At 71.3% G+C, this 26,338-nt stretch carries 19 protein-coding genes and 1 tRNA gene; 7 read left to right on the top strand and 13 right to left on the bottom strand.

Translation table 11 applies throughout. From position 1 onward, the window contains the following. Position 1 precedes the first annotated feature (1 nt). Positions 2 to 781, bottom strand: a complete 780-nt coding sequence (locus ACFYXU_RS07845) for a helix-turn-helix domain-containing protein (protein ID WP_389408298.1) — start codon at positions 779 to 781, stop codon at positions 2 to 4. A 108-nt stretch (positions 782 to 889) separates the two neighbouring features. After that, a tRNA-Leu gene (locus ACFYXU_RS07840) sits at positions 890 to 962 on the bottom strand. A gap of 99 nt (positions 963 to 1,061) precedes the next feature. On the opposite strand from ACFYXU_RS07840, the gene ACFYXU_RS07835 reads away from it, so the two are divergent. Further along, positions 1,062 to 1,715 carry a response regulator gene (locus ACFYXU_RS07835; protein WP_329856602.1) on the top strand — a complete coding sequence of 218 codons (654 nt, stop codon included), beginning with the start codon at positions 1,062 to 1,064 and terminating at the stop codon, positions 1,713 to 1,715. Positions 1,716 to 1,785: 70 nt separating this feature from the next. Here ACFYXU_RS07835 and ACFYXU_RS07830 read toward each other — a convergent pair whose 3' ends face one another. The 7 genes from ACFYXU_RS07830 to ACFYXU_RS07800 form a co-directional block, all read right to left on the bottom strand. Next, positions 1,786 to 2,502, bottom strand: coding sequence for an ABC transporter ATP-binding protein (locus tag ACFYXU_RS07830; RefSeq protein WP_329856601.1), 717 nt, complete (start codon positions 2,500 to 2,502; stop codon positions 1,786 to 1,788). Then, complete coding sequence (locus ACFYXU_RS07825; RefSeq protein ID WP_389456870.1) at positions 2,499 to 3,584, bottom strand: ABC transporter ATP-binding protein; 1,086 nt, start codon at positions 3,582 to 3,584, stop codon at positions 2,499 to 2,501. The genes ACFYXU_RS07830 and ACFYXU_RS07825 overlap by 4 nt, the downstream gene beginning before the upstream one ends. Before the next feature lie 3 nt (positions 3,585 to 3,587). Next, positions 3,588 to 5,417 (bottom strand): branched-chain amino acid ABC transporter permease, encoded by a 1,830-nt coding sequence (locus ACFYXU_RS07820; RefSeq protein ID WP_361394281.1) that lies wholly within the window; start codon positions 5,415 to 5,417, stop codon positions 3,588 to 3,590. A gap of 5 nt (positions 5,418 to 5,422) precedes the next feature. Next, positions 5,423 to 6,352, bottom strand: a complete 930-nt coding sequence (locus tag ACFYXU_RS07815; RefSeq protein ID WP_329856596.1) for a branched-chain amino acid ABC transporter permease — start codon at positions 6,350 to 6,352, stop codon at positions 5,423 to 5,425. A 128-nt stretch (positions 6,353 to 6,480) separates the two neighbouring features. Then, positions 6,481 to 7,713, bottom strand: a complete 1,233-nt coding sequence (locus ACFYXU_RS07810) for an ABC transporter substrate-binding protein (RefSeq protein WP_376509951.1) — start codon at positions 7,711 to 7,713, stop codon at positions 6,481 to 6,483. Between the two features lie 642 nt (positions 7,714 to 8,355). After that, complete coding sequence (locus ACFYXU_RS07805; RefSeq protein WP_329856593.1) at positions 8,356 to 8,859, bottom strand: hotdog fold thioesterase; 504 nt, start codon at positions 8,857 to 8,859, stop codon at positions 8,356 to 8,358. 78 nt (positions 8,860 to 8,937) lie between these two features. Continuing rightward, positions 8,938 to 11,220 carry an FdhF/YdeP family oxidoreductase gene (locus tag ACFYXU_RS07800; protein ID WP_389456868.1) on the bottom strand — a complete coding sequence of 761 codons (2,283 nt, stop codon included), beginning with the start codon at positions 11,218 to 11,220 and terminating at the stop codon, positions 8,938 to 8,940. 122 nt (positions 11,221 to 11,342) lie between these two features. On the opposite strand from ACFYXU_RS07800, the gene polA reads away from it, so the two are divergent. Further along, positions 11,343 to 14,054 carry a DNA polymerase I gene (gene polA, locus ACFYXU_RS07795; RefSeq protein WP_329856590.1) on the top strand — a complete coding sequence of 904 codons (2,712 nt, stop codon included), beginning with the start codon at positions 11,343 to 11,345 and terminating at the stop codon, positions 14,052 to 14,054. 130 nt (positions 14,055 to 14,184) lie between these two features. On the opposite strand, the gene ACFYXU_RS07790 is transcribed toward polA, so the two are convergent. Next, entirely contained in the window at positions 14,185 to 15,102 is a 918-nt protein-coding gene (locus ACFYXU_RS07790; protein WP_389456866.1) for a DUF4184 family protein, read from the bottom strand. A gap of 223 nt (positions 15,103 to 15,325) precedes the next feature. On the opposite strand from ACFYXU_RS07790, the gene ACFYXU_RS07785 reads away from it, so the two are divergent. From ACFYXU_RS07785 to ACFYXU_RS07775, 3 genes are all read left to right on the top strand, one after another. Continuing rightward, on the top strand, positions 15,326 to 17,167 hold the full coding sequence (locus ACFYXU_RS07785) for a lytic transglycosylase domain-containing protein (protein WP_389456864.1): 1,842 nt from the start codon (positions 15,326 to 15,328) through the stop codon (positions 17,165 to 17,167). Positions 17,168 to 17,544: 377 nt separating this feature from the next. Further along, positions 17,545 to 17,685 (top strand): SPW_0924 family protein, encoded by a 141-nt coding sequence (locus ACFYXU_RS07780; RefSeq protein WP_329856585.1) that lies wholly within the window; start codon positions 17,545 to 17,547, stop codon positions 17,683 to 17,685. 10 nt (positions 17,686 to 17,695) lie between these two features. After that, positions 17,696 to 18,691 carry a DUF3068 domain-containing protein gene (locus ACFYXU_RS07775; protein WP_389456862.1) on the top strand — a complete coding sequence of 332 codons (996 nt, stop codon included), beginning with the start codon at positions 17,696 to 17,698 and terminating at the stop codon, positions 18,689 to 18,691. Here the strand turns inward: ACFYXU_RS07775 and hrpB are convergent. Further along, on the bottom strand, positions 18,675 to 21,254 hold the full coding sequence (gene hrpB / locus ACFYXU_RS07770; RefSeq protein ID WP_389456860.1) for an ATP-dependent helicase HrpB: 2,580 nt from the start codon (positions 21,252 to 21,254) through the stop codon (positions 18,675 to 18,677). The two genes, ACFYXU_RS07775 and hrpB, sit on opposite strands and share 17 nt — an antisense overlap. 112 nt (positions 21,255 to 21,366) lie before the next feature. After that, complete coding sequence (locus ACFYXU_RS07765; RefSeq protein ID WP_389408304.1) at positions 21,367 to 22,206, bottom strand: class I SAM-dependent methyltransferase; 840 nt, start codon at positions 22,204 to 22,206, stop codon at positions 21,367 to 21,369. A gap of 345 nt (positions 22,207 to 22,551) precedes the next feature. Here ACFYXU_RS07765 and rpsA point away from each other — a divergent pair, with 345 nt between their 5' ends. After that, positions 22,552 to 24,066, top strand: coding sequence for a 30S ribosomal protein S1 (gene rpsA, locus ACFYXU_RS07760; protein WP_030325237.1), 1,515 nt, complete (start codon positions 22,552 to 22,554; stop codon positions 24,064 to 24,066). A 147-nt stretch (positions 24,067 to 24,213) separates the two neighbouring features. On the opposite strand, the gene ACFYXU_RS07755 is transcribed toward rpsA, so the two are convergent. Continuing rightward, positions 24,214 to 25,161 carry a right-handed parallel beta-helix repeat-containing protein gene (locus ACFYXU_RS07755; RefSeq protein ID WP_376514444.1) on the bottom strand — a complete coding sequence of 316 codons (948 nt, stop codon included), beginning with the start codon at positions 25,159 to 25,161 and terminating at the stop codon, positions 24,214 to 24,216. A gap of 230 nt (positions 25,162 to 25,391) precedes the next feature. Here ACFYXU_RS07755 and ACFYXU_RS07750 point away from each other — a divergent pair, with 230 nt between their 5' ends. Continuing rightward, positions 25,392 to 26,330 (top strand): PAC2 family protein, encoded by a 939-nt coding sequence (locus ACFYXU_RS07750; protein WP_376514442.1) that lies wholly within the window; start codon positions 25,392 to 25,394, stop codon positions 26,328 to 26,330. The last annotated feature ends 8 nt before the right edge of the window (positions 26,331 to 26,338 follow it).

Here is a 26,338-nt window from a genome sequence, read left to right as displayed (position 1 = left end):
CTCAGTGCTTGGGCCCCACGTGCGCGTCCATGAGAGCGACGGAGGCTTTGCGGGCGACGGAGATGTTGTACGGCTTTCCGTGGCGGGTGCATGAGGTCCATTGGACGCCCAGGGTGTCGAGGGTGTCGGTGTAGAGCTGCCGGATGTCATCAGAGACGTTGGTGAACCAGTACCGCGGATACTCGTAGCGTTTGTGTTCCCCGTTCACGACGCGAGTGGTCCAGTTCACGGTCCGGCAGCCGTCCGAATGGATCAGTCCGCGAATGAAGTCCCAGGGCTGCGCATCGACGATCTTCTGCTGCCAGGGCTCCAGCCTGATCTCGCGTTCGTGCTTCTTGCCGGGACCGTGCTGGGGGAACATGCATGTCCAGTGCTTGGTGAAGGACTTCACCTCGGCGCACCCCTGCCTGAACCGTCGTCGAACACTGGGCATCGGCATGACCCGTCGCATGGCGTCCTCGGCCGCGTCGATCAACGCCGGCCAAGACGCGGTGCAGAAGATCGACAGGTGGTGCTGCTTCGCCCTGGAGACGATATGACCGTCCCCGAGATAGAGCCCCAGGAGGTAGGCGTAGGCCGATGCGTCACATGTTCTGCCGGTGCACCTGGGGCAATCCGTGGGCCGCTGGTACCGGACGCCGCGTCGCCGCCGATCCTCCGAGAGCCACCAACCGACTGTGCCGCGCGGCACGTTGAGCCGCTCGGCGACCGCCTTGTTGCTCAGGCCCCGGCCGAGCAGTGCGAGCGCTTCTTCGCGCATCGAAGGAGTGTGCTGTCCCATGGGGGCAGAGTGGACCGGCGGCGGTCCGCATGTGCCGAATCGAAGAGGTGTTCACCGTGGCGAGTGAAGATCGCCAACGGGAGAGCTTCCTTGGATTTGAAGGTAAAGTGCCCCGGGTGGGATTCGAACCCACGCTAAATGGTGTTTGAGACCATCGCCTCTGCCTCTGGGCTACCGGGGCCCCTTCGAAACGAAGGTGAGTGGCAACCTGCTGTGTCTCAAACATACAGGACCTAGGTAGGCTCAGGTAGCAGTACCTGCCCCGCAACGAGGAGCCCCCGTGACCGCCCCCGAGTCGCCCCAGCCCGCCGACGACGCCGAGGCGTCGCACGTTCCGCCGCTGACGACCCGCGTCGTCATCGCCGAGGACGAGGCCCTCATCCGCCTCGACCTCAAAGAGATGCTGGAAGAAGAGGGCTACACGGTCGTCGGCGAGGCCGGAGACGGAGCCACGGCCGTGGAACTCGCCCGCGAGCACCGCCCCGACCTCGTCATCCTCGACGTGAAGATGCCCGTCCTCGACGGCATCTCCGCCGCCGAGAAGATCGCCGGCGAGTCCATCGCCCCGGTCCTCATGCTGACCGCCTTCTCGCAGCGCGAGCTCGTCGAGCGGGCCCGGGACGCCGGCGCCATGGCGTACCTCGTGAAGCCCTTCAGCAAGAGCGACGTCGTGCCGGCCATCGAGATGGCCGTCTCCCGCTTCGCCGAGCTCCGCGCGCTGGAGAAGGAGGTCGCCGACCTCTCCCAGCGCCTGGAGACCCGCAAGCTCGTGGACCGCGCCAAGTCGATCCTCCAGACCCAGTACGGCCTGACGGAGCCGGCGGCGTTCCGCTGGATCCAGAAGACCTCGATGGACCGCCGCCTGTCGATGCAGCAGGTCGCCGAGGCCGTCATCGAGGACGCCGAGGAGAAGAAGGCGGCCAAGGGGCAGTAACCGCCGCCCGCCCCGTACGACGAGAAGGCCCGCCCCACGGCTCTGTGGGGCGGGCCTTCGGTTCGTGGTGCTAGTCCTCGCCGAGGTACGCCTTGCGGACGGACTCGTCGTGGAGCAGGTTCTGCCCCGTGCCGGAGAGCACGATCTTGCCGATCTCCATCACGTGACCCTGGTCCGCCAGGGCGAGCGCGGCCTGGGCGTTCTGCTCGACGAGCAGGATCGTGGTGCCCTGGGCCTTCAGCTCGGCGATCGTCGCCATGATCTTCTGCATCATGATCGGCGAGAGGCCCATGGAGGGCTCGTCGAGCATGAGCAGCTTCGGCTGCGACATCAGGGCGCGGCCCATCGCGAGCATCTGCTGCTCACCGCCGGAGAGGGTGCCGGCGGCCTGCTTGCGACGCTCTCCCAGGATCGGGAAGAGGTCGTAGGCGCGCTGGACGTCCTTGGCGATGCCGGGGGCGTCCTTCCGCAGGAAGGCGCCGAGGAGGAGGTTCTCCTCGATCGACATGCGGGGGAAGATGTGCCGGCCCTCGGGGGAGTGGGCGAGCCCCAGCGAGACGATCTTGTGCGCGGGGATCTTGCGGAGGGACTTGCCCTCGAACTTGATCTGTCCGCCGACCGGCTTGAGGAGGCCCGAGAGGGTCCGCAGGGTGGTGGTCTTCCCGGCGCCGTTGGTGCCGATGAGGGTGACGACCTCACCGGCGTCGACGGAGAAGGAGATGCCCTTGACGGCCTCGATCTTTCCGTAGGCGACGCGCAGGTCCTCGACTTCGAGCAGTGCGGTCATGCGTCGTTCTCCTTGCCCGAAGCAGGGTCGTGCTTGGTGTCCGCCGAGGGCGTCTCGTCGGCGGGGGTCCCGCCGGCGGGAGCGGCGGCGTCCGAGGGGGCGTCGTCGGCGGGGGTCGCCTCCTCGGGATCGGCCTCGGGGGCCGCGTCGGCCGCGGGGATCTCCGCGGCCTCCTCGGTCTCCGTGGCTTCCTCGACGGCCTCGACGGTCTCGACGGTCTCGACCGCCGCGGCCGCCTCGGTCTCCGGAGCCACCGCGGCGGCTTCCTCCGGCGTGACCGGCTCGCCGAGGTACGCGGCGATGACGCGCTCGTCGCCCTGGACGGTGGTGCTGTCGCCCTCGATCAGCTTCTGGCCCTGGACCAGTACGGCGACCCGGTCGCAGAGGTTGAAGATGAAGCGCATGTCGTGCTCGATGACGAGCACGGCGACGCCTATGTCCCGGATCTTGAAGATGAGTTCCTCCGCCGCCCGCGTCTCCTGCGGGTTCATGCCGGCGGTGGGCTCGTCGAGGAGGATCAGGCCGGGGTCGCTCGCGAGGGCGCGGGCGATCTCCAGCTTGCGCTGCTCTCCGTAGGGGAGGTTCTTGGCGAGGTGCTGTGCCTTGTCCTGGAGGCCGATGAACTCCAGGAGTTCCATGGCGCGCTGTTCGGCCTCGGCCTCGGTCTTCTTGAAGCCGGGGAGGCGGAGCAGTGCGGCCCAGAGGCCCTGCTTCATCCGGGTGTGGCGTCCGACGAGGACGTTCTCCAGGACGGTCATGTTGTGGAAGAGGCGGATGTTCTGGAAGGTGCGGGCGATGCCCGCGTCGGTGACCTTGAAGGAGGTCGGGGGCAGGACCTTGCCCTTGTAGCGGACCTCGCCCTCGGTGGGGATGTAGAGGCCGGTGAGGCAGTTGAAGAAGGTCGTCTTTCCGGCGCCGTTGGGGCCGATGAGGCCGACGATCTCGCCGCTGTTGACGGTGAGGTTCACGTCGCGCACGGCGGTGAGGCCGCCGAAGCGCATGGTGACCCCGCGTGCGTCGAGCACGGGTGTGCCGGCGGCGGTCTCCGTGGTGGTGTCTGCCTGGTTGGTGGTGGTCGTCATGGTTCAGGCACCTGCCTTGGCGAGCGTGGCGGGCGTCTCGTCCTTCTCGTGGAACTCCAGCTGGTTGCGCCGGTTGGCGATGATGCCCTCCGGGCGGAAGCGCATGAGCAGGATGAGTGCGACGCCGAAGGCGAAGAGCTGGTACTCGCCCATGAACTGGAGCTTGTTCGGGATGAGGAAGAGCAGGGACGCGCCGACCAGGGGGCCGCTCATGGTGCCCATGCCGCCGAGGACGACGGCGGCGAGCAGGAAGGCGGAGTTGGGCGGGATGGGGCCGGCGAAGAGGTACTGCTCGGGGGTCACGGTGTAGGTGACGTGGGCCTGGACGGTGCCGGCGAGGCCGGCGAGGGAGGCGCCCAGGGCGAAGGCGATGAGCTTGACCCGGAAGCCGTTGATGCCCATGGCGAGTGCCGCGGTCTCGTCCTCGCGGATGGCGACCCAGGCGCGGCCGATGCGGGAGTTGCCGCTGCGGCGGAAGACGAGGACGACGACCGCCATGATCAGCAGCATCAGGAAGAAGTAGTTCGCGAAGCGGCCGATGGTGAATCCGGCGATGGTGTGCTCGGCGCCGAAGTCGAATCCGAACATGCTGAGGTTCGGGATGGACGCGATGCCGTTGGAGCCGTTGGTGATGTCGGGGCCGGAGGTGCCGTCGGTGTTCATCACCGCGATGCGGAAGATCTCACCGAAGCCGAGCGTGACGATGGCGAGGTAGTCGCCGCGCAGGCGGAGGGTCGGGGCGCCGATGAGGACGCCGAAGACCAGGGAGGCTCCGGCGCCGACCAGGATGGCGGCCCAGAAGGGGAAGTGGACGCCGAAGGGGGAGGTCGGGGCGCCCGAGACGAGGGCCGCCGCGTAGGCGCCGACGCCGAGGAAGGCGACGTAGCCGAGGTCGAGGAGGCCGGCGAGGCCGACGACGATGTTGAGGCCCAGGGCGACGGTGGCGAAGATCAGGATGTAGACGCCGAGCGTCGCGTACTGGTCGTCGGTCTGGGTGAAGGGGAAGAGCGCCGCGGCGGTGAACGCGCCCGCGATGGACAGGTTCTGGTGCTTGCCGGTGAGCTGTGTGGCCTGGGCCATGAGGCCGGACTTGCTGACGGCGGCGAAGCCGAGGCCGGCGGTGATGAGGAAGCCGAGGAACAGTTCGTCGTACTCGGTGCCGACGCCGTAGGTGAAGACGCCGAGGGCCACGGCGAGGACGCCCGCGATGATGAGGATCTCGAGGGAGGAGTGCATCGTGGGCAGCTTGCGCACCGGGCCGGTGGCGAAGGCCGCCTTGAAGGTGGCCCAGTTGTTGCCCATGTCGTGCTTGAACTGGTCCCAGCCGGTGTCCTCGGGGTCCACGGGCAGCAGCTTCGGCCGCTCGAAGGGGAGGGCGAGGGCGCCGAGCAGGGCGACCAGGGTGGCGAGTGCGACGACCGCGCCGCCCGGCTCCAGGTTGACCGGGCCGCCGAGCTCGATGCTGATGGCGACGACGGTGAACCAGGCGGTGCCGAAGGAGGCGAGTGCGGCGAGCTTGAGGGCCGCGTCGCCGCCGGCCGGGGTCAGCCAGCGGGTGCCCTTGACGCCGTAGGTGGAGAGGGCGAAGAGGACGGTGAGCAGGCCGAGGACGAGGACCTGCATCTGGAGGCCGGCGGGGGAGCCGTAGTAGGTGAGGTCGCCCGGGAAGGTGGGCGTCCACGTCCAGGAGAGGAAGCAGCTCGCGATGGTGAGGAGGCCGCCGCCCAGGGTGAGGGCGCGGGCGATCCTGGCCGGTATGAAGCCGATGAGGCCGGTGGACTCTTCCGGCTCGGGCGCGGTGGGCGCCGTCGTGTTCTCGGAGATGGTGGTCATGGTGCTCACGCCCTGTCCGCGACGCGCTCGCCGAGGAGGCCTTGGGGCCGGGCGAGGAGTACGACGATGAGGAGTACGAAGGCCCAGACGTCGGCCCAGGACTGGCCGCCGAGCTGATCCATACCGGGGATGTGGCTGATGTAGGCCGTGGCCATGGTCTCGGCGATGCCGAGGACCACTCCGCCGATCATGGCTCCGTAGATGTTGCCGATGCCGCCGAGGACGGCGGCCGTGAAGGCCTTGAGTCCGAGGAGGAAGCCCATCTTGTAGTCGACGACGCCGTACTTGAGGCCGTAGGCGACGGCGCCGACGGCGGCCATGGCGGCGCCGAGGGCGAACGCGATCACGATGATGCGGTCGGTGTTGACGCCCATGAGCTTGGCGGTGTCCGGGTCCTGCGCGGTGGCCTGCATGCCGCGTCCGACGCGGGTCCGCATGACGAAGAAGGCGAGGACGGCCATGCAGATCGGGGCGGCGATGAGAAGGAAGACGTCGCCGGTCTGGATGGTCACCGGGCCGAGTTCGATCGGGCCGCCGGGGATCTGCGGGAAGGTCCGGGCGGACTTCGCCTCGGGGTACCACACCCACACCGCGTACTGCAGGGCGAGGGAGAGACCGATGGCCGTGATGAGCGGGGCGAGGCGGGGGCCGCCGCGCAGCGGGCGGTAGGCGAACCGTTCCGCCCCGATGGCTATGGTGGTCGCGACGAGCACGGCACCGATGAGCATGACGGGCAGCGCGACCCACATGCTGGTGCCGCCGGGCAGGATGAGCCAGACCGTGAGCGCCCCGAAGCCGCCGGTCATGAAGATCTCGCCGTGGGCGAAGTTGATGAGCTGGACGATGCCGTAGACCATCGTGTAGCCGACGGCGACGAGCCCGTACATGGATCCCAGTAGCAGGCCGTTGACCAGCTGCTGCGGCAGTTCGTTCACCGCATTGTCCTCCGAGACTTTCGACGGATGTGACACCGCGCGGGGCGCCTGGTGCGGCCCCCCGCGCGGTGAAAGTGGTGCTGAGTGGTGCTGGGTGGTGCTGGGTTTTCGGTGACGGGTGCTGAGGGTCAGCCGCCGAAGGTGCCGGACTTGACCGGCTTGTAGGCGCCGCCCGTGACCTTGTAGACGGTCAGCTGCTTGTTGGTGGTGTCACCGAACTCGTCGAACGCGACCTTGCCGGTCACGCCCTCGAAGGAGACGGTCTGCATGGCCTCGACGACCTTGGCGCGCTCCGGGACCTTGCCGCCGTTGCCCTCGGTGGCCTTCTTGACGGCCTCGATGATGGCCCAGGTGGAGTCGTACGCGTAGCCGCCGTAGGCCTCGTAGGCCTCCTTGTAGCCCTTGGCCTTGTAGTTGGCCAGGAAGTCCTTGGCGGACGGGAGGGACTCGATCGGCGAGCCGACGGAGGTGGCGATGTCGCCCTCGGCGGCCGGGGCGCCCGCGAGCTTGACGTACTCGGGGCTGAAGATCGCGTCACCGCCGACGACGGTGACCTTCGCGCCGGCCTCCTTGATCTGCTTGGCCAGCGGGCCGGCGGCCGGGTACTCGCCACCGTAGTAGACGACGTCGGCGCCGGAGCTCTTCACCTTGGTCGCGACCGCGGAGAAGTCCTTGGTGTCGGGGTTGATGTGCTCGGTGCCGAGGACCTTGCCGCCGAGCTTCTCGAACTCGCCCTTGAAGGTGCCCGCGAGGCCGGCGCCGTAGGTCTTCTTGTCGTCGATGATGAAGGCCTTGGTCTTCTTGGCCTCCTTGACGACGTACTGCGCGGCGAACGGGCCCTGGATGGCGTCCGTGGTCGCGGTGCGGAAGTAGGCCTTGTAGCCGCGCTTCTTGTCACCGGTGGCCCAGTTGGCGCCCTGGCTGAGCGACGGGTTGGTGTTGGCCGGGGAGACCTGCACCAGGTTGGCGTCGTCGAAGACCTTCTGCATCGACTCGGACACCGAGGAGTTCAGCGGGCCGACGACGCCGAGGACGGCCTTGTCGGCGACGAACTTGGTGGCGTTCTGCTGGCCGGCGGAGGGCTGCGCCTGGTCGTCCAGGGACTCCAGCTTGAAGGTCACGCCCTTGACGTAGGCCTTCTCGTTGGCCGTCTTGACCGCGAGGTCGGCCGAGTTCTTGATGCCGAGGCCGAGGGCGGACAGCTCACCCGTGAGCGGGGCGTCGAGACCGATGGTCACGGTGACGTTGCCGCTGTCGCCGTTCTGGGCGCCGCCCTTGTCGTCACGCGAACCACAGGCGGTGAGCGTGAGCGCTCCCGCGGTGACCGCGGTGGTGAGTATGAGCAACGAACGGTTTCGCACGAAGGGTCCTTTCCCTGGCGCGGCCCCCTCGGAATGAGGCGGTGCCGTGAAGCTGCGGAGCGAGGGGTGCCGTTTTGGTACGCCGGGCCGTACTGGGTTGGTACAGGGCCGTGCAGTAGGACGCGCCCGGCGGCGCGGTGACTGGCGGTGACTCTAAGCGCAGGTGGGGAGGGTCGGGGAGCGGCGAGGTCAGGATGTGACTGTCTTGTTATGCCGACGGGGAAAGAGTGTGCGCGCCGACTGGGAAAACCGGGACATAGGGGTCGGTAATGCGGTGTTCACATACTGAGAACGCGCAGTTCCGCTAAGGGGCTTGAGCGAATCTTGGTCCTGTCGCGCCGCTCGCGTGACTCTCCGGATATCGGACAGTGGCAGAAAGCTGAGCGGACGGAACGGCTCAGGTCCTTTCCCCTTTTCCACATCGTGCGAAGATCACGGAGAGTGATGGACGGGCGGGATGCGGTACGGGTGCGGCGGGGCGCTGCGGGGGGGGGCGTCGAAGGGGCGGTGCGCGTGCGGCGGGAATGCCGAAGGGACGGTGCGCGTGCGGCGGGGAACGCCGAAGGGGCGGCCCGTACGGCCGGGGACGCCGAAGGGGCGGCACCCGTGGGTGCCGCCCCTTCGTGGTCCGTCCGTCGCGCGTCAGGCGCCCGCGGTCGCCCCCGGCTCCGGGAGGCTCCCGGCGTCCTTGGCGGTGACGTCGCGCAGCAGGCAGGTGAGCCGCGCCGAGCAGACCCGCCGGTCCTGCTCGTCGCTGATCACGATCTCGTACGTGGCGGTGCTGCGCCCGCGGTGCACCGGCGTCGCCACGCCGGTCACCAGGCCGTTGCGCACCCCGCGGTGGTGGGTGCAGTTGAGGTCGACGCCGACGGCGATCTTCGAGGCCCCGCCGTGCAGCATCGACCCGATGGAGCCGAGCGTCTCGGCGAGCACCGCGGAGGCGCCGCCGTGCAGCAGCCCGTACGGCTGGGTGTTGCCCTCCACCGGCATCGAGCCGACGACCCGGTCGGCCGAGGCCTCCAGGATCTGGACGCCCATCCGGTTCCCGAGGTGTCCGGCCGAGAAGAGCGCCGGGAGGTCGACGCCCAGCGCCGCGTACTCGTCGAGGATCTCCTGCGGGAACTTCACGTGCTGCTGCTCACCCATGGGCCCGGCTCCGTTCGAGTTCGTTCGGCTGTGTGTCGCGTCCGGCGCTTGTCGCGTCGCCACCGCCTGAGCGAACGCTTAGGCGGACTGCGATTGTTCCAGACGCACGATCACGGACTTGCTCGCGGGGGTGTTGCTGACGTCCGCCGTGGACTCCAGTGGAACGAGCACGTTCGTCTCCGGGTAGTAGGCCGCCGCGCACCCCCGGGAGGTCGGGTAGTGCACCACCCGGAAGCCGGGCGCCCGCCGCTCGGTGCCGTCCGTCCACTCGCTCACCAGATCCGCGTACGCCCCGTCCTCCAGGCCGGACGCCGCCGCGTCCTCGGGGTGCACCAGCACCACCCTGCGGCCGCCCCTGATGCCCCGGTAGCGGTCGTCCAGGCCGTAGATCGTGGTGTTGTACTGGTCGTGCGAGCGCAGCGTCTGCAACAGCAGCCGGCCCTCGGGCACCTTCGGGTACTCGACGGGCGCGGCGGTGAAGTTGGCCTTGCCGGTCTTCGTGGGGAAGCGCCGCTCGTCGCGCGGGGCGTGCGGCAGCGCGAAGCCGCCCGGGTTCGCCGCGAGGCGGGCGTTGAAGTCCTGGAAACCGGGCACCACGCGCGCGATGCGGTCCCGGATCGTGGCGTAGTCCGCCTCGAACTCCTCCCAGGGCGTGGCCGATCCGCCGCCGAGGACGGCGCGGGCCATCCGGGCCACGATCGCCGGCTCGGACAGCAGGTGCGGGCTGGCCGGCGGCAGGTTGCCGCGGGAGGCGTGCACCAGGCTCATGGAGTCCTCGACCGTCACCACCTGCCGGCCGCTCCGCTGCACGTCCTTGTCGGTGCGGCCGAGCGTCGGCAGGATCAGCGCGCGGGTGCCCGTCACGGCGTGCGAACGGTTCAGCTTCGTCGAGACGTGCACGGTCAGGCGCGCGTTCCGCATGGCCGCCTCCGTCACCTCCGTGTCCGGCGTGGCCCCCACGAAGTTGCCGCCCATCGCGAAGAACACCTTCGCCTCGCCGTCCCGCAGGGCCTGGATGGAGCGGACGACGTCGAAGCCGTGGTGGCGCGGCGAGACGATCCCGAACTCCTTGTCCAGGGCGTCGAGGAAGGCCGGCGCGGGACGCTCGAAGATCCCCATCGTGCGGTCGCCCTGCACGTTCGAGTGGCCGCGCACCGGGCACACGCCCGCCCCGGGCCGCCCGATGTTCCCGCGCAGGAGCAGGAGGTTGACCACCTCGCGGATGGTCGGCACGGAGTGCTTGTGCTGGGTCAGGCCCATCGCCCAGCAGACGATCGTCCGCTCCGAGGCGAGGACCATCTCCAGGGCCCGCTCGATCTCGGCCCGCCCGAGCCCGGTCGCGGTCAGCGTCTCGTCCCAGTCGGCCGCCTTCGCGGCCGCCGCGAACTCCTCGTAGCCGTGCGTGTGCGCGCGTACGAACTCCTCGTCGACCGCCCCGGCCGTCTCCACGACCAGCTTGTTCAGGAGACGGAAGAGGGCCTGGTCGCCGCCGATCCGGATCTGGAGGAACAGGTCCGTGAGCGCCGCGCCCTTGATCATGCCCTGCGGGGTCTGCGGGTTCTTGAAGCGCTCCAGGCCCGCCTCCGGCAGCGGGTTCACGGAGATGATCCTCGCGCCGGAGGCCTTCGCCTTCTCCAGGGCGGACAGCATGCGCGGGTGGTTCGTCCCCGGGTTCTGTCCGGCCACGATGATCAGGTCCGCGCGGTGCAGGTCCTCCAGGGAGACGCTGCCCTTGCCTATGCCGATCGTCTCCGTCAGCGCCGAGCCCGAGGACTCGTGGCACATGTTGGAGCAGTCCGGCAGGTTGTTCGTGCCGAACTCGCGGGCGAAGAGCTGGAGCAGGAACGCCGCCTCGTTGCTCGTGCGCCCCGAGGTGTAGAAGAGCGCCTCGTCGGGGGAGGACAGGGCGCGCAGCTCCTCCGCGATGATCGCGAAGGCCCGCTCCCAGGTCACCGGCTCGTACCGCTCGCCGCCCTCGTCGAGGAGCATCGGCCGCGTGATGCGGCCCTGCTGCCCCAGCCAGTAGCCGCTGCGGGTCGCCAGGTCGGCCACCGGGTGCGCGGCGAAGAACTCCGGGGTCACCCGGCGCAGCGTCGCCTCCTCGGCGACCGCCTTCGCGCCGTTCTCGCAGAACTCCGCCACGTGCCGTTTGTCGCCCTCCGGCCAGGCGCAGCCGGGACAGTCGAAGCCGTCCTTCTGGTTGACCTTGAGCAGGGTCCGCGCGGTCCGCGCCAGGCCCATCTGCTCCTGCGCGATCCGCAGGGTGTGCCCGATGGCGGGCAGGCCGGCGGCGGCGTGCTGCGGCTCCGTGACCTGCGGCGCGTCCTGGACCGGGTCACCGGCGGGCGGCTTGCTGACCATCGCGCTCTCCCTTGAGCGGTAATCCTGCGGCGTACGTCTCCGATCCTGTCACGCGGCACCGCCGGACCGGCACCCCGACCGGTGTGGACGGGATTGTCAGCGGGCCGTGGCAGGATCGTCGTGTGGCCGAGACAGCATCGAAGAACCCCGCAGACACCCGCCCCCGCCTGCTCCTCATGGACGGGCACTCGCTCGCGTACCGGGCGTTCTTCGCGCTGCCCGCGGAGAACTTCACCACCGCGACGGGACAGCCGACGAACGCGATCTACGGGTTCGCCTCGATGCTGGCGAACACGCTGCGCGACGAGGCGCCCACGCACTTCGCGGTGGCGTTCGACGTCTCCCGCAAGACCTGGCGGTCCGAGGAGTTCCCGGAGTACAAGGCGAACCGCTCCAAGACCCCCGACGAGTTCAAGGGGCAGGTCGAGCTGATCGGCGAGGTCCTCGACGCGATGCGCGTGCCGCGCTTCGCCGTCGACGGCTTCGAGGCGGACGACATCATCGCCACCCTCACCACCCAGGCCGAGGCCGCGGGCTTCGACGTCTCGATCTTCACCGGCGACCGGGACTCCTTCCAGCTGGTCTCCGACCGGACCACCGTGATCTACCCGATCAAGGGCGTCTCCGAGGTGACCCACTACACCCCGGAGAAGGTCCAGGAGAAGTACGGTCTGAGCCCCTCGCAGTACCCCGACTTCGCCGCCCTGCGCGGCGACCCGTCCGACAACCTGCCGAGCATCCCCGGCGTCGGCGAGAAGACCGCCGCCAAGTGGATCAACCAGTTCGGCTCCTTCGCCGAGCTCGTCGAGCGCGCGGACGAGGTCAAGGGCAAGGCCGGCCAGAACCTCCGCGACCACCTGGAGTCGGTGAAGCTCAACCGCCGCCTGACCGAGATGGTCCGGGACGTCGAGCTGCCGAAGACCGTCGCCGACCTCGCCCGCGAGCCGTACGACCGCACGGCGCTCGCCCTCGTCCTCGACACCCTGGAGATCCGCAACCCGTCGCTGCGCGAGCGGCTCCTCGCCGTCGACCCGGGCGCCGCCGAGGAGGCCCCGCCCGCCCCCGCCGCGGGTGTCGAGCTCGACTTCACCGTCCTCGGCGCCGGCGAGCTGGCGCCCTGGCTCGCCGAGCACGGCACCGAGCCCCTCGGTATCGCGACCGTCGACAGCTGGGCCCTCGGCACGGGGAACGTCAGCGAGGTCGCCCTCGCCGCCGCCGGGGGAGCCGCCGCCTGGTTCGAGCCGAGCGCCCTCGACGAGGCCGACGAGCGGGCCTGGGCCGCGTGGATCTCGGACGCCGGCCGGCCGAAGGTCATGCACAACGCCAAGGGCGCCATGCGGGTCTTCCCCGAGCACGGCTGGAGCATCGCGGGCGTCACCATGGACACCGCCCTCGCCGCCTACCTGGTCAAGCCCGGCCGCCGCTCCTTCGCCCTCGACGCGCTCACCGTCGAGTACCTCCACCGCGAGCTCGCCCCGGCGTCCGCCGCCGACGGCCAGCTCGCCTTCGGCGCCGACGACACCGCCGAGGCCGAGGCCCTCATGAGCCAGGCGCGGGCCGTCCTCGACCTCGGCGAGGCCTTCGAGGAGCGGCTCGGCGAGGTCGGCGCCCGCGAGCTGCTCCACGAGGTCGAGCTCCCCACCTCCGCCCTCCTCGCCCGCCTGGAGCGGCACGGCATCGCCGCCGACCGCGACCACCTGGAGGCCATGGAGCAGCAGTTCGCCGGTGCGGTGCAGCAGGCGGTGAAGGAGGCCCACTCCTCCGTCGGCCACGAGTTCAACCTCGGCTCGCCCAAGCAGCTCCAGGAGGTCTTCTTCGGCGAGCTGAACCTGCCGAAGACCAAGAAGACCAAGACCGGGTACACCACGGACGCCGACGCGCTCGCCTGGCTGGCCGGCCAGACCGAGCACGAGCTCCCGGTGATCATGCTCCGGCACCGCGAGCAGGCTCGGCTGCGCTCCACGGTCGAGGGGCTCATCAAGACCGTCGCCGCCGACGGCCGCATCCACACCACCTTCAGCCAGACGGTCGCCGCGACCGGCCGCCTCTCCTCGACCGACCCGAACCTGCAGAACGTGCCGGTGCGGACGGACGAGGGCCGCGCCATCCGGCACGGTTTCGTCGTCGGGGAGGGCTTCGAGGCCCTCATGACCGCCGACTACAGCCAGATCGAGCTGCGCGTCATGGCGCACCTCTCCGAGGACGAGGGCCTCATCGAGGCCTTCACCTCCGGCGAGGACCTGCACACCACCGTCGCCTCCCAGGTCTTCGGCGTCGAGCGGTCCGCCGTCGACGCGGAGATGCGCCGCAAGATCAAGGCCATGTCGTACGGCCTGGCGTACGGCCTCTCGGCGTTCGGCCTCTCGCAGCAGCTGAACATCGACCCGGGCGAGGCCCGCGGCCTGATGGACACCTACTTCGAGCGCTTCGGCGGGGTGCGGGACTACCTGCGCCGCGTCGTCGACGAGGCCCGCGCCACCGGGTACACCGAGACGATGCTCGGCCGCCGCCGCTACCTCCCGGACCTCAACAGCGACAACCGGCAGCGCCGCGAGGCCGCGGAGCGCATGGCGCTCAACGCCCCCATCCAGGGCACCGCCGCCGACATCGTCAAGGTCGCCATGCTGAACGTCGACCGGGCGCTGACCGGTGCGGGCCTCGCCTCCCGGATGCTCCTCCAGGTCCACGACGAAATCGTGCTCGAACTCGCCCCGGGCGAGCGCGAGCAGGTCGAGGCCCTCCTCCGCGAGCAGATGTCGGCCGCCGCCGACCTCCGTGCCCCGCTGGACGTCTCGGTGGGCGTCGGCCCGAACTGGGACTCGGCCGCGCACTGAACCGGCCCGTCGTGGGCAGCCGTTCCGCACCGGGGGACGGCTGCCCGCCCGGGGACGGTGTCCCCGGAGCGGGCCGCCCTCCCCGAGCGCCGTGGGGCAGGCGGGTGCGCCCGCATCCCTCCGGAGCGGATCAGCGGGATCCCTGAGGGGAGCGCTCCGACAGCGCGTCCCGGTCCGGGCCGGCGCCGGGGACTCCGGGACGTTCCCGCCTCACCGGCGCCGCCGGAGACTCCGTCCGGAGCCTCGGTCCCAGGAGCCGCGCCCCCGTTCCGTACAGCACGAGCCCGACGGCGAGCCCCGCGCCGGCGCCGAAGCAGGCCGTCGGGACGACGTCGAGGGGCGTCTCGATCCGGTCCCAGCCCCAGTACGCGGCCCAGCGCAGCACCCGGTGCGCGATACCCGCCAGCACGCAGCCGCCGATCAGCGCCGCGGCGACGAGCCGCCCGCGCCGGCCCGGCACCGCGAACCCGGACGGCGGCTCCGCCCCGGCGGCGGGGGAGCGCAGGGCCCGCGCCGTGCACCAGCCCAGCAGGCCGAGGGCCAGCGCCGAACTCCCGTACTGCGCGTAGAGGTAGACGGGGAACCCGGCCACGACATCGCCCAGGAACGGGATCGCGTGCGTGCCCCAGCGGTCGAGATGGGTGAAGGAGTCCCACACCACGTGGGTCGTGGCCCCGAGCATGGCCGAGAGACAGAACCACCCGGCGAGCGCGGCCGGACGCCGCTCACGCCAGGGCCGCCCGCGGACGAGCCGGTGGACCCTGCCGCGCCACCGGGTGGGCAGCAGCACGACGAGCGGCTCGCGCACGACCAGCCACAGGGCCAGCAGCGCGGCGGTGATCAGCACGTCGGCCGTGACGATCCCGAGGGGGGAGTGGGTGACGTCCCCGAACGTCATCGCGTCGGGGAACGCGGTCGCGGCGAAGTAGGTCATGTCGGGCGAGAAGGACCCGGCGACGAGCGCGGACGCGACCAGCGGTCCGCGTGCGGTCCCGTCCCGCCGCAGTGCGGGCAGCACGGCGGCGGCATGGCTCAGCGTGAACGGCAACGGGAGTTCCCCCAGGGGTGCGGTGACGGCGGCGGCCGGAGTGCAAGAGTGCCTTGACGCTCCGGTCGGTTCCCGACCCCACTCGGTCGGCAGGCGTCCAAGAGTGGCGAAACCGTGAAACACGGTCAGGGGCCGGTACTCACCGGTCCGGAGTTGGCATAGGGTCGCCTGAGGTTTCACGCGGGGAGTATGGGGCCGCGTCGACGGGGAGGGGACGACGGACATGGCAGCGCACATCGGCCACCGGCTGCGCAAGGGGGCCACCAGCGGTGTGGTGATGGCAGCGGCGGTCGCCGCGCTGGCCGCCTCGCAGGCACCGGAGGCGATCCCGCCCGCCGCGGACAACACCGGCGGGGACCGCGCCATCGGCGCCGGCGAGACCGTGCCGCCGGCGGTGGACCACTCCGCGACGGGCGACACCCCGTACTACCTGGACCTGCCGCCGCTGAACTCGCCGAAGCAGCCCGGAATCAGCACCGGTCTGCCGATCGTCGCGGGACCCGCCGAGGCCGGCATACCCGCGTCCGTCTACTCCGCCTACAAGCGCGCCGAGCTGTCCATACGCTCGACCGACCCCGGCTGCAACCTGCCCTGGCAGCTGCTCGCCGGCATCGGCAAGGTCGAGTCCGGCCAGGCCAACGGCGGCCGGGTCGACGCCAACGGAACGGCGTCGCCCGCGATCCTCGGTCCCGCCCTCAACGGCAACGGCTTCGCCAACATCACCGACACCGACGGCGGCGCCTACGACGGCGACAAGGTCCACGACCGGGCCGTCGGCCCCATGCAGTTCATCCCGTCCACCTGGGCCATCTGGGGCCAGGACGCCAACAGCGACGGGAAGAAGGACCCGAACAACGTCTACGACGCGGCCCAGGCCGCCGGCGCCTACCTCTGCGCCAATAACCGGAACCTGGCCCTCAAGGCCGACCTCGACGCGGCGATCCTCAGCTACAACCATTCCCGGGAGTACCTGAACACGGTGCTGTCCTGGGTCGCCTACTACGAGCGCGGCACCCACCAGGTCCCGGACGGCACGGGCGTCCTGCCCGTGGGCCGGGGCGGCGGCGGCCGGGGCGACCGCCCCTTCACCCCGCTCCCGACCGTCCCCACGACGCCGACCCCGTCGCCCAAGCCGGTCACGCCGACTCCGAAGCCCTCGGAGACCCGCCCCGGCACGACCAAGCCCCCGACGGTCCCCACCAAGCCCCCGGTCACCCCGCCGGTGACGCCGCCCAGCGTCCCGCCGGCGGCCAGGGTCGCGCAGCTCGCGGTCGTCGCCAACCAGAAGCTGACCGCCACCACCGGCAGCGCCTTCACCGGAGCGCCGCGCGTCGCGGCGCTCGACGCGGCGGGCAAGCCCGTCGCCGGGGTGAAGGTCCGCTTCGAGATCACCGGGACCACCGACACCCGCTTCGCCGCCGGAGGCACCACCGCCACCGTCACCACCGGGGCGACCGGCCTCGCCTCCTCGCCCGCCCTCCGGGCCGGAGACAAGACCGGATCCTTCACCGTGCGCGCCACCGTCGTGGGCCGCACCCTGACCGCGGCCGACTTCGCCGCGACCGTCACCGAGCGCCAGGCGGACACCCTCACCCGGGTCGACGGCGACGCCCTCTCGGCCACGACCGGCACCTCCTTCACGCAGCAGGTCCAGGTGAAGGCCACCGACAAGGGCGCCCTCGCCCCCGGCGTCCTCGTCACCGCGGTGATCGTCGCCGCCAAGGCGGACTCCGCCGCGGCCACCGAAGGCCCGTCCTTCAAGGGCGCCGACGGCGCGCCCGTCCGCACCGTCACCCTCCGGACGGGGACGAACGGCCTCCTCACCTTCGCCTCGGGCGACCTCCTCGCGGGCGCCAAGGCGGGCGCGTTCTTCCTCCGGCTCACCGCGCCCGGCGGCGGCACCACCTACGTCGACCTCACCGTCACCGCGGCCGCGACGCCGGACCCGGGCGCGACCCCCGAGCCCACGCCCACCGGCAGCGGCACGCCCGAGTCCACCCCCACGCCCGGCTCCTCCGCCTCGGCCAGCTCTTCCGCCTCGCCCAGCTCCTCCCCTTCGGCCTGACCCACTCGCGCCCGGTCACCGGTGAGGCACCGGCGACCGGGCCCGCCGCGCCACGCAGTACCGCGTTCCTCCGCGCCGCCTCCCCGTCCGCACCGGACGGGGAGGCGGCGCTTCGCTGTTCGCGCCGGACGGGAGGCGGGGCGCGTTTCGCCGTTCGCGCCGGATGGAGAGGCGGCGCTTCGCTGTTCGTACGGGGACCGGGAGGCGGCGCTTCGCCGTTCGCACGGGGACGGGGAAGCGGCGCGCTTCGCCGTCCGGTGCGAACGGGCGGGCGGCCCTTCGCGTCACCCGGGTGCAACGTGTTCTCATCTCGCCGTCGCGTTGCTACGGTGCCCCCGCCCTGACGACCTATCAGATCGCATCCCGGGAGGCCGACCATGCGCGCCCTCGTCGCCGCCGCCATCGGACTCGCCCCAGTCCTCCTCTTCGTCCTGCTCCTCGCCGTGGTCGATCTGCCGCCCGACGGGCCCACCTCGCCCAAGCCCCTGCTGACCGCCGATCCCGGCCCCCGGAAGTAGGGGGCGGACCGTGCGCCGCCGAGCCAGCCTCGTCCTCCTCGCCCTCGCCGTCTTCTGCGCCGCCATGGCCCCGACCCTGCGCTGGTACGCCTTCCCCCGCCTCGCGAAGATCCCGGCGAACCAGTACCAGGACACCGTGCTGGAAGCACGGCCCGCGACCCTCCTCAACTACGCGACCCTCAAGGCCGAGAAGGTCGACAAGATCACGATCATCCAGACGCTCAAGGGCAACGTGGAGGAGTCGCGGCGCATCGAGCGCGACGCCGGGCGGGACGTCGTCGTCTGGGACGCCCTCGCCTACGTCACCGGACCCGACGGAAAAATGGTCTCCCAGGTCCCGGAGCGGTACATCTTCGACGCCCACACCCAGGACCCCGTCCACGCCACCGGCGAATCCGTCGACGGCGACCCGGTCCGGCGCGAGGGCATCGAGTTCAAGTTCCCCTTTCTCACCGAGAAACGGGACTACCAGTACTTCGACGCCCAGACCCGCACCGCGGCCCCCATCCACTACAAGGGCACCCGCACCTTCCGCGGCATGGAGGTCTACTACTTCGAGCAGACCGTCCCCTGGACCAAGGTCCCCCTGCCCAAGACCATGCCGGTCAAGGGCATCACCCCCGAGATCCTCGCCGACTCGGGCCTCACCCGCTGGTACACGACCAAGCGCATGTTCTGGATCGAGCCCGTCACCGGAGCCCCCGTCAACGGCGAGGAGATCCACGAGGAGGAGCTCCGCAACGCCAAGAAGCTGATGGGACAGGACACCCTCACCGTCTTCGCGGGCCACGTGAAGATGCGCGAGGACTATCTGGAGAGCGTCGGCGAACTGGTCTCCTCCAACCGCCTCATGGTCCTCATGCTCGTCTCCTACATCCCCTGGAGCCTCACCGCCCTCGCCCTCGTCCTCCTCGCTCTCGCCCTCTGGCTGGAGGCCCGCTCGCGCCGCCCCCGGCCCGAACCGCCCGCCGCCCCCGCGCCCGTCCCCGTCAGCGCTCCCCTCTGAGCCGGGCGCTGGTGTGCCGGGTCGGCACCGCCGCCGACGGATCCTCCGGCCACGGGTGCTTCGGATAGCGCCCCCGCAGCTCCGCCCGCACCGCCCGGTAGCCGTCCCGCCAGAACGACGCCAGATCGGCCGTCACCGCCGCCGGACGGCCGGCGGGGGAGAGGAGGTGGACGAGCACCGGGACCCCCGCCACCCGGGGCGTCTCGGCCAGCCCGAACATCTCCTGGAGCTTCACCGCCAGCACCGGCCGCCCATCCCCGTACTCGACCCGGATCCGGGAGCCGCTCGGCACCTCGATCCGCTCCGGCGCCAGCTCGTCCAGCCGCACCGCCTCGCCCGACGCCCACGGCAGCAGCCGCCGCAGGCACTCCCCGGCGTCGATCCGCCCGAGACCGGCCCGCCGCGCCGCCCGGGACAGTTCCGGCTCCAGCCACTCGTCCGCCCGGTCGACCAGCGCCCCCTCCGACACGTCCGGCCACGGCTCACCGAGCTCCCGGTGCAGGAACGCCAGCCGCGCGCGCAGCTCCTCCGCCTCCCGGCGCCACCGCAGCAGCCCGAGCCCCTCGCGCCGCAGGCCGTCCAGCAGCGCCTCCCGCACGAGATCCGGCGCCGCCCCGGACCCCAGGGGGCGGACGGTCAGCTCGACCGCGCCGAGCCGGTCCACGGAGCGGGCCACCACGTCCCCGTCCTCCCAGCGGACCTCCTCGCCCCCGCTGCGCAGATGCCCGGCCGCCCGGCACGCCACGGCCTCGTCCACCACGGCCGCGAGCCGCACCCGCGCCGTGGCGTCCCGGGCGGTGCGGTCGGCCACCGCCACCGCGAGCCACGGGCTGGACCGCAGCCGGGAACCGTCGGCGAGCCGCGCCCCGCTCCCCGACACCATGAGATAGCCGCCCTGCTCGCGGGCCCTGGCCACCCGCTCCGGGAACGCCAGCGCCGTCACCAGACCCGCCACGGCGTCATCACCGCCCCCCTCCCCGTCGCCCCCGTCGCCGCCCCGCTCCCCGGCGCCACCGCGCCCGTCCCCGCCCAGGGCCTCGGCGGCCGACCGCTCCAGGCGGCGCGCCTCCGTCCGCCACCGGGCGCCGTACCCGTCGGAGCCCTGCCGCGCCGCACGCCAGGCACCCACCAGGTCGTCCCCGTAGTCGCGCGGCGGCTCCTCGCCGATCAGCGCCACGACCTCCGCCGCACGCCGCACCCCGACCTCGGTCGCCCCGTCCAGGAGCGCGCGCCCCAGCCGGGGGTGCAGCCCCAGCCGGGACATCCGGACGCCCCGCTCCGTGGTCCGGCCGTCCCCGTCGACGGCCCCGATCGACCCCAGCACCGCGCGGGCCGCCGCCATCGCCCCGGCCGGCGGCGGGTCGAGCAGCGCGAGCCCCTCCGCCGTCGGATCGCCCCAGCAGGAGACCCGCAGGGCGAAGTCCGCCAGGTCGGCGACCTTGATCTCCGGCGACGGGAACCGCGGCCTGCCGCCGTCGCCCGCCTCCGCCCAGCAGCGGTACACGAACCCGAAGGCCTCGCGGCCCGCCCGGCCGAGCCGCTGGGTCGCCGTCGCCTCGGAGACCGTCACCGTCGCCAGCGAACCCAGCCCTCGGGCGTGGTCCATGCGCGGCTCCCTGGCGAGGCCCGAGTCCACGACGATCCGTACCCCCGGCACCGTCAGACTGGACTCCGCCACCGAGGTGGCCAGCACCACCCTGCGCCGCCCGCCGGGCTCGGCGCCGCGCAGCACCGCGTCCTGCACCGCCGCCGGGGCGCGACCGTGCAGCTGGAGCACCTCCGCGTCGACGCCGGCCAGCATCCCCGCCGTCCGCGCGATCTCCCCCGTGCCGGGCAGGAAACAGAGGACGTCGCCCTCGTGGCGCTCCATCGCGAGCCGGACCGTCGCGGCGACGTGCCGCAGCAGCGCCGGATCCACCCAGGTGCCGTGCGCGGGCCGGATGCCCGGCGGCGGCTCCGCGAAGAGGACCCGGCAGCCGTGGCCCTCCCCCTTGCTCCACACCACCGGCGCGGGCCCGCTGCCGTCCAGGACCGTGAGGAGGTCCGCCCAGGCCGCCGCGTCGCTCGTCGCCGACGCGGCGATCAGCTTCAGCTCCGGCCGCAGCGCGGCCCGCACGTCCACCAGGAAGGCCATCGCCGTGTCGGCGTCGAGATGCCGCTCGTGGCACTCGTCGAGCAGCACCACGTCCACGCCGGCCAGCTCCGGATCGCGCTGGAGCCGCTGGAGCAGGATGCCCGTGGTCACCACCTCGACCCGGGTCGCGGGACCGGCCCGCCGCTCGCCCCGCACCGAGAACCCGACCGTGCCGCCGACCTCCTCGCCGAGCAGCCAGGCCATCCGCCGGGCGGCCGCCCGCGCCGCCATCCGCCGCGGCTCGGCCACGAGCACCCGGCGCCGAGGTCCGTCCCCTATGAGCCCCGCGAGCGCCAGCGGCACCAGCGTCGTCTTGCCGGTGCCGGGAGGAGCGGACAGCACCGCCGTGCCGCGCTCCGCGAGCGCGGTGAGCAGCTCGGGGACGGCATGGCGGACGGGCAGACGGTCGAGAGCGTCGTTTCGGATCACGCACTCAGTCTCGTACGCGCGGAGAAGACGGAGGGCCCCGTTGTCCACAGGGCCCTCCATAAGTACGACAAGCGGTCGGTGGCCGGTCGTCCCGTACGACAGGCGAGCGGGGCTAGGCGTCCCGCTCGCAGACGAAGATCGCCGTCCCGGGGATCAGGTTCCCCCGCAGTGGGGACCAGCCGCCCCACTCCTGGCTGTTCCAGGCGGGCCACTCCGGCTCGACCAGGTCCACCAGGCGGAAGCCGCCGGCCACCACGTCGCGCACCCGGTCCCCGACGGTCCGGTGGTGCTCCACGTACACCGCCCGTCCGCGCTCGTCCTGCTCGACGTACGGTGTGCGGTCGAAGTACGAGGCGGCGACCGAGAGGCCCTCGGGCCCCGGCTCGTCCGGGAATGCCCAGCGGATCGGGTGCGTCACGGAGAAGACCCAGCGGCCGCCCGGCCGCAGAACCCGCCGCACCTCGCGGAAGACCCGGACCGGATCGGCCACGAACGGCACCGCGCCGTAGGCCGAGCACGCCAGGTCGAACGACCCGTCCCGGAAGGGCAGCGCCCCCGCGTCCGCCTCCACCAGCGGGACCTCCCCGCCGATCCGCAGCGCGTGCTGGAGCTGCCGGTGCGAGAGGTCCAGGGCCACCGGGCGCGCCCCCCGAGCGGCCAGCCAGCGCGAGCACTGTGCCGCGCCCGCGCCGATCTCCAGGACGTCGAGGCCCTTCAGTGCGGCGGCCGGCCCGAGGAGCTCGGCGTCGGCCTCGTCCAGCCCTTCGGGACCCCACACGAAGCGGTCGTCGCCGAGGAAGGAACCGTGCTCGCTCTGGTACTCGTCGGCGTTCCGGTCCCACCAGCCGCGGCTCGCCCGGCTGCTCTCCGCGTCCCCCGCGTCACGGCGGGTCGCCTCGCTCTCGTCGGCGTCCCCGTCGACCGCGTCTTCGTGTCCGTACTCTTGGTTCATCTCGCCCGCCGATGTAGTTTGCGCTCAGTGCCGCCGTGCGGCGGACCACCGCTGTGGTGGGGCAAGAGCCATGACTTCTGCCGGAATTGGGCAGATCTCCCCAGGGTGCGCGCTTCGCGCATTGACCCTGTCCGGCCGCCCCCGTATGCTAAAGGTTGCGCTGCGGGCCTGCGCGCCTCAGACGGAGCAGGCCGCGCTCGTACCTGTTGTATGTCCCCTCGGTTTTCGAGGTTCCCTCCCGTTCGCGGAAGGGGACTTCATTGCTGTCCGGCTTCTTGGTGCGATACGGGCTCTCGGCGTAGCAGTACCTACGACTTTCTGTCCGTAACCGGAGCCCTTTCCCACATGACGAGCAGCACCGAGACCACCGCCACCAGCACCACCCCGCAGGTTGCGGTCAACGACATCGGTAACGAGGAAGCCTTCCTCGCCGCGATCGACGAGACGATCAAGTACTTCAACGACGGCGACATCGTCGACGGCGTCATCGTGAAGGTCGACCGGGACGAGGTCCTGCTCGACATCGGTTACAAGACCGAAGGTGTCATCCCGAGCCGCGAGCTCTCGATCAAGCACGACGTCGACCCGAACGAGGTCGTCAAGGTCGGCGACGAGATCGAGGCCCTGGTTCTCCAGAAGGAGGACAAGGAAGGCCGCCTGATCCTCTCGAAGAAGCGTGCCCAGTACGAGCGCGCCTGGGGCACCATCGAGAAGATCAAGGAAGAGGACGGCATCGTCACCGGTACCGTCATCGAGGTCGTCAAGGGTGGTCTCATCCTCGACATCGGCCTCCGTGGCTTCCTGCCGGCCTCCCTCGTCGAGATGCGTCGCGTCCGCGACCTCCAGCCCTACGTGGGCAAGGAGCTCGAGGCGAAGATCATCGAGCTGGACAAGAACCGCAACAACGTGGTCCTGTCCCGCCGCGCCTGGCTGGAGCAGACCCAGTCCGAGGTTCGCCAGACCTTCCTCACGACCCTCCAGAAGGGTCAGGTCCGCTCCGGCGTCGTGTCCTCGATCGTCAACTTCGGTGCCTTCGTGGACCTGGGTGGCGTCGACGGCCTCGTGCACGTCTCCGAGCTGTCCTGGAAGCACATCGACCACCCCTCCGAGGTTGTCGAGGTCGGCCAGGAGGTCACCGTCGAGGTTCTCGACGTCGACATGGACCGCGAGCGTGTCTCCCTGTCGCTGAAGGCGACGCAGGAGGACCCGTGGCAGCAGTTCGCCCGGACCCACCAGATCGGTCAGGTCGTCCCGGGTAAGGTCACCAAGCTGGTTCCGTTCGGTGCGTTCGTCCGCGTGGACGAGGGCATCGAGGGTCTGGTCCACATCTCCGAGCTGGCCGAGCGCCACGTGGAGATCCCGGAGCAGGTCGTCCAGGTCAACGACGAGATCTTCGTCAAGGTCATCGACATCGACCTCGAGCGCCGTCGCATCAGCCTCTCGCTGAAGCAGGCCAACGAGTCCTTCGGTGCCGACCCGGCCTCGGTCGAGTTCGACCCGACCCTGTACGGCATGGCCGCGTCCTACGACGACCAGGGCAACTACATCTACCCCGAGGGCTTCGACCCCGAGACCAACGACTGGCTCGAGGGCTTCGAGACCCAGCGCGAGGCCTGGGAGACCCAGTACGCCGAGGCGCAGGCTCGTTTCGAGCAGCACCAGGCTCAGGTCATCAAGTCCCGCGAGGCCGACGAGGCCGCCGCTGCCGAGGGCGCTGCCGCCCCGGCCGCCGGTGGCAACGCCGGTGCGGGCATCTCGGGTGGTTCGTACTCCTCGGAGTCGGACGACAACTCCGGCGCCCTGGCGTCGGACGAGGCGCTCGCCGCCCTCCGCGAGAAGCTCGCCGGCGGCCAGAGCTGAACAGGCTCTCCGCTGAGCGCTAGCCGCTAGCGAACCGAGGCCCGCTTCCCTTCGGGGAAGCGGGCCTCGGTCGTTTCCGGGGATGGCCCGCGGCCGTCCAGGGACCGCGCCCTTCAGGGACGGCGCTCGTTCAGGTACCGCACCTGTTCAGGGAGTGACGGCGATGTTCGTCAGGCCGTTCCCGCCGGTCACCGTGTTCGAGGCGTAGACCGTCGTCGCGCAGCCGCCGCTCTGGTTCGTGACGTTGATCGCGAGCCGCTGGGCCCCGGTCGCGCCGGTCAGGTCCGAGCGGTTGCCCCGGAAGACCGTCCCGCAGCCCCAGCCGCTCTGCTGGGTGTGGGTCTCGAAGCCGTTGTTCGTCGTGTTCACGCCGGTGTTGTCCGCCACCAGGACGCCGTTGCCCTTCACGTCGACCCAGGAGTCGTCGTAGTTGGCGCCGGTCAGCCCGCGCCCGTCGAAGGTGTTGCCGACGATCCTGGCCCCGGTCGTGCCCTCCTTGATGTCCACGCTCTCGCCGCCGACGTCCGGTCCGATCACGTTGTTCAGGATCTGCGCGCCGTCGCTCCGGTCGGAGAGGTTGCCGGCCGTGCCGACGTACACGCCCTCGCCCATGCCCCGGCCGTCGTTCCCGGTGTCGTAGATCCGCGAGTTCCTGAGGATCCCGTTCCTGCTGGAATTGCGGAAGTGCACGCCCTCCATGTCCAGGCCGTGCACGGTCACCCCGTCGATCACCACGCCGTCCGCGGCGTCCGCCATGATCCCCTTCTGGCCGCCGGTCACGGTGATCCCCTCCACCGTCCAGTACGAGGCGCCGTTCAGGTGCAGCCCGTAGCCGCCGCCCGTCGTGAGCACCGCGCGCGGGGAGCCGGTCAGAGTGATGCGGGCCGAGGAGGTGCCCGGGACGGTGGCCTTGAAGTTCCCGGTGTACGTGCCGTCCGCGAGGTGGATCGTGTCGCCGGGCCGGGCGTTGGCGAGTGCCGTCTTGAGCTGGGACGCGGTGGAGACCTCGACGGTCGCCGCGGCGGCCGGGACGGTGGCGAGGGGGACGGCGAGGAGCGCCGGGAGCAGGGGGAGGAGCAGCGTTCGGGTGCGCATGGGATGCCTTCCGGGCGGCGGACAGAGGAGTGTTCCTGTATGTGCACGGTGATCGAGGTGCTGAACGCGACGCTGTCCCGAGACGGTAGGGAGAGCCCATGGGCATGTCAAGGTCTGGACCAATGTTCGCCGCCGGTCCGCGCGGCTCCCGCCCCGGAAGACCGCCCGACCCGGGAATGGTCGTGCCGTGCCCCGCGTTCTCAGAGAGAACACGAGGAGGAGCGGTAATCGTGCTTGATCCCCAGGATTTGTACGAATGGGACCCGAAGGGCGTGGCCGTCGTCGACCTGGCCCTGGCGCAGGAGTCGGCGGGGCTGGTCATGCTCTACCACTTCGACGGCTACATCGACGCGGGGGAGACCGGCGAGCAGATCGTCGAGGGACTGCTCGACACCCTCCCGCACCAGCTGGTGGCCCGCTTCGACCACGACCGGCTCGTGGACTACCGTGCCCGCCGCCCGCTGCTGACCTTCCGGCGCGACCGCTGGACCGCGTACGAGACGCCGTCCATCGAGGTCCGTCTCGTGCAGGACGCCACCGGCGCCCCCTTCCTGGTCCTCTCCGGTCCCGAGCCGGACGTGGAGTGGGAGCGCTTCGCCGTCGCCGTCCGCCAGATCGTCGAGCGCCTCGGCGTGCGCCTCTCCGTCAACTTCCACGGCATCCCCATGGGCGTGCCGCACACCCGTCCGGTGGGCCTGACCCCGCACGGCAGCCGCACCGACCTGATGCCCGGCCACCGCAGCCCGTTCGACGAGGCCCAGGTGCCCGGCAGCGCCGAGGCCCTCATCGAGTACCGGCTCTCCGAGGCCGGCCACGACACCCTCGGTGTCGCGGCGCACGTCCCGCACTACGTGGCCCGGTCCTCGTACCCGGACGCGGCGCTGACCGCCCTGGAGGCCGTCACCGCCGCCACCGGGCTCGTCCTGCCCGGTGTCGCGCACGCGCTGCGGACCGAGGCCCGCCGCACCCAGACCGAGATCGACCGCCAGATCGGCGAGGGCGACGAGGAGCTCGTCGCGCTCGTGCAGGGCCTGGAGCACCAGTACGACGCCGCGGCCGGAGCCGAGACCCGCGGCAGCCTGGTGGCCGAGCCGGTCGACCTGCCGTCGGCCGACGAGCTGGGCCGTGAGTTCGAGCGCTTCCTCGCGGAGCGGGAGGGCGACTCCTAGCCCCGCCG

This window comes from Streptomyces sp. NPDC002232 (assembly GCF_042890295.1).
Lineage (GTDB): Bacteria > Actinomycetota > Actinomycetes > Streptomycetales > Streptomycetaceae > Streptomyces.
Note: the sequence above shows the minus strand (reverse complement) of the source record. Positions and strands in the feature narration are given on the sequence as shown.

What these genes read in the sequence shown, in the direction of transcription:
- ACFYXU_RS07845 (WP_389408298.1), bottom strand. Translation starts at nt 781, where the DNA reads ATGGGACAGCACACTCCTTCGATGCGCGAAGAAGCGCTCGCACTGCTC.
- ACFYXU_RS07830 (WP_329856601.1), bottom strand. Translation starts at nt 2,502, where the DNA reads ATGACCGCACTGCTCGAAGTCGAGGACCTGCGCGTCGCCTACGGAAAG.
- ACFYXU_RS07825 (WP_389456870.1), bottom strand. Translation starts at nt 3,584, where the DNA reads ATGACGACCACCACCAACCAGGCAGACACCACCACGGAGACCGCCGCC.
- ACFYXU_RS07820 (WP_361394281.1), bottom strand. Translation starts at nt 5,417, where the DNA reads ATGACCACCATCTCCGAGAACACGACGGCGCCCACCGCGCCCGAGCCG.
- ACFYXU_RS07805 (WP_329856593.1), bottom strand. Translation starts at nt 8,859, where the DNA reads ATGGGTGAGCAGCAGCACGTGAAGTTCCCGCAGGAGATCCTCGACGAG.
- ACFYXU_RS07800 (WP_389456868.1), bottom strand. Translation starts at nt 11,220, where the DNA reads ATGGTCAGCAAGCCGCCCGCCGGTGACCCGGTCCAGGACGCGCCGCAG.
- ACFYXU_RS07785 (WP_389456864.1), top strand. Translation starts at nt 15,326, where the DNA reads ATGGCAGCGCACATCGGCCACCGGCTGCGCAAGGGGGCCACCAGCGGT.
- ACFYXU_RS07780 (WP_329856585.1), top strand. Translation starts at nt 17,545, where the DNA reads ATGCGCGCCCTCGTCGCCGCCGCCATCGGACTCGCCCCAGTCCTCCTC.
- ACFYXU_RS07765 (WP_389408304.1), bottom strand. Translation starts at nt 22,206, where the DNA reads ATGAACCAAGAGTACGGACACGAAGACGCGGTCGACGGGGACGCCGAC.
- rpsA (WP_030325237.1), top strand. Translation starts at nt 22,552, where the DNA reads ATGACGAGCAGCACCGAGACCACCGCCACCAGCACCACCCCGCAGGTT.
- ACFYXU_RS07755 (WP_376514444.1), bottom strand. Translation starts at nt 25,161, where the DNA reads ATGCGCACCCGAACGCTGCTCCTCCCCCTGCTCCCGGCGCTCCTCGCC.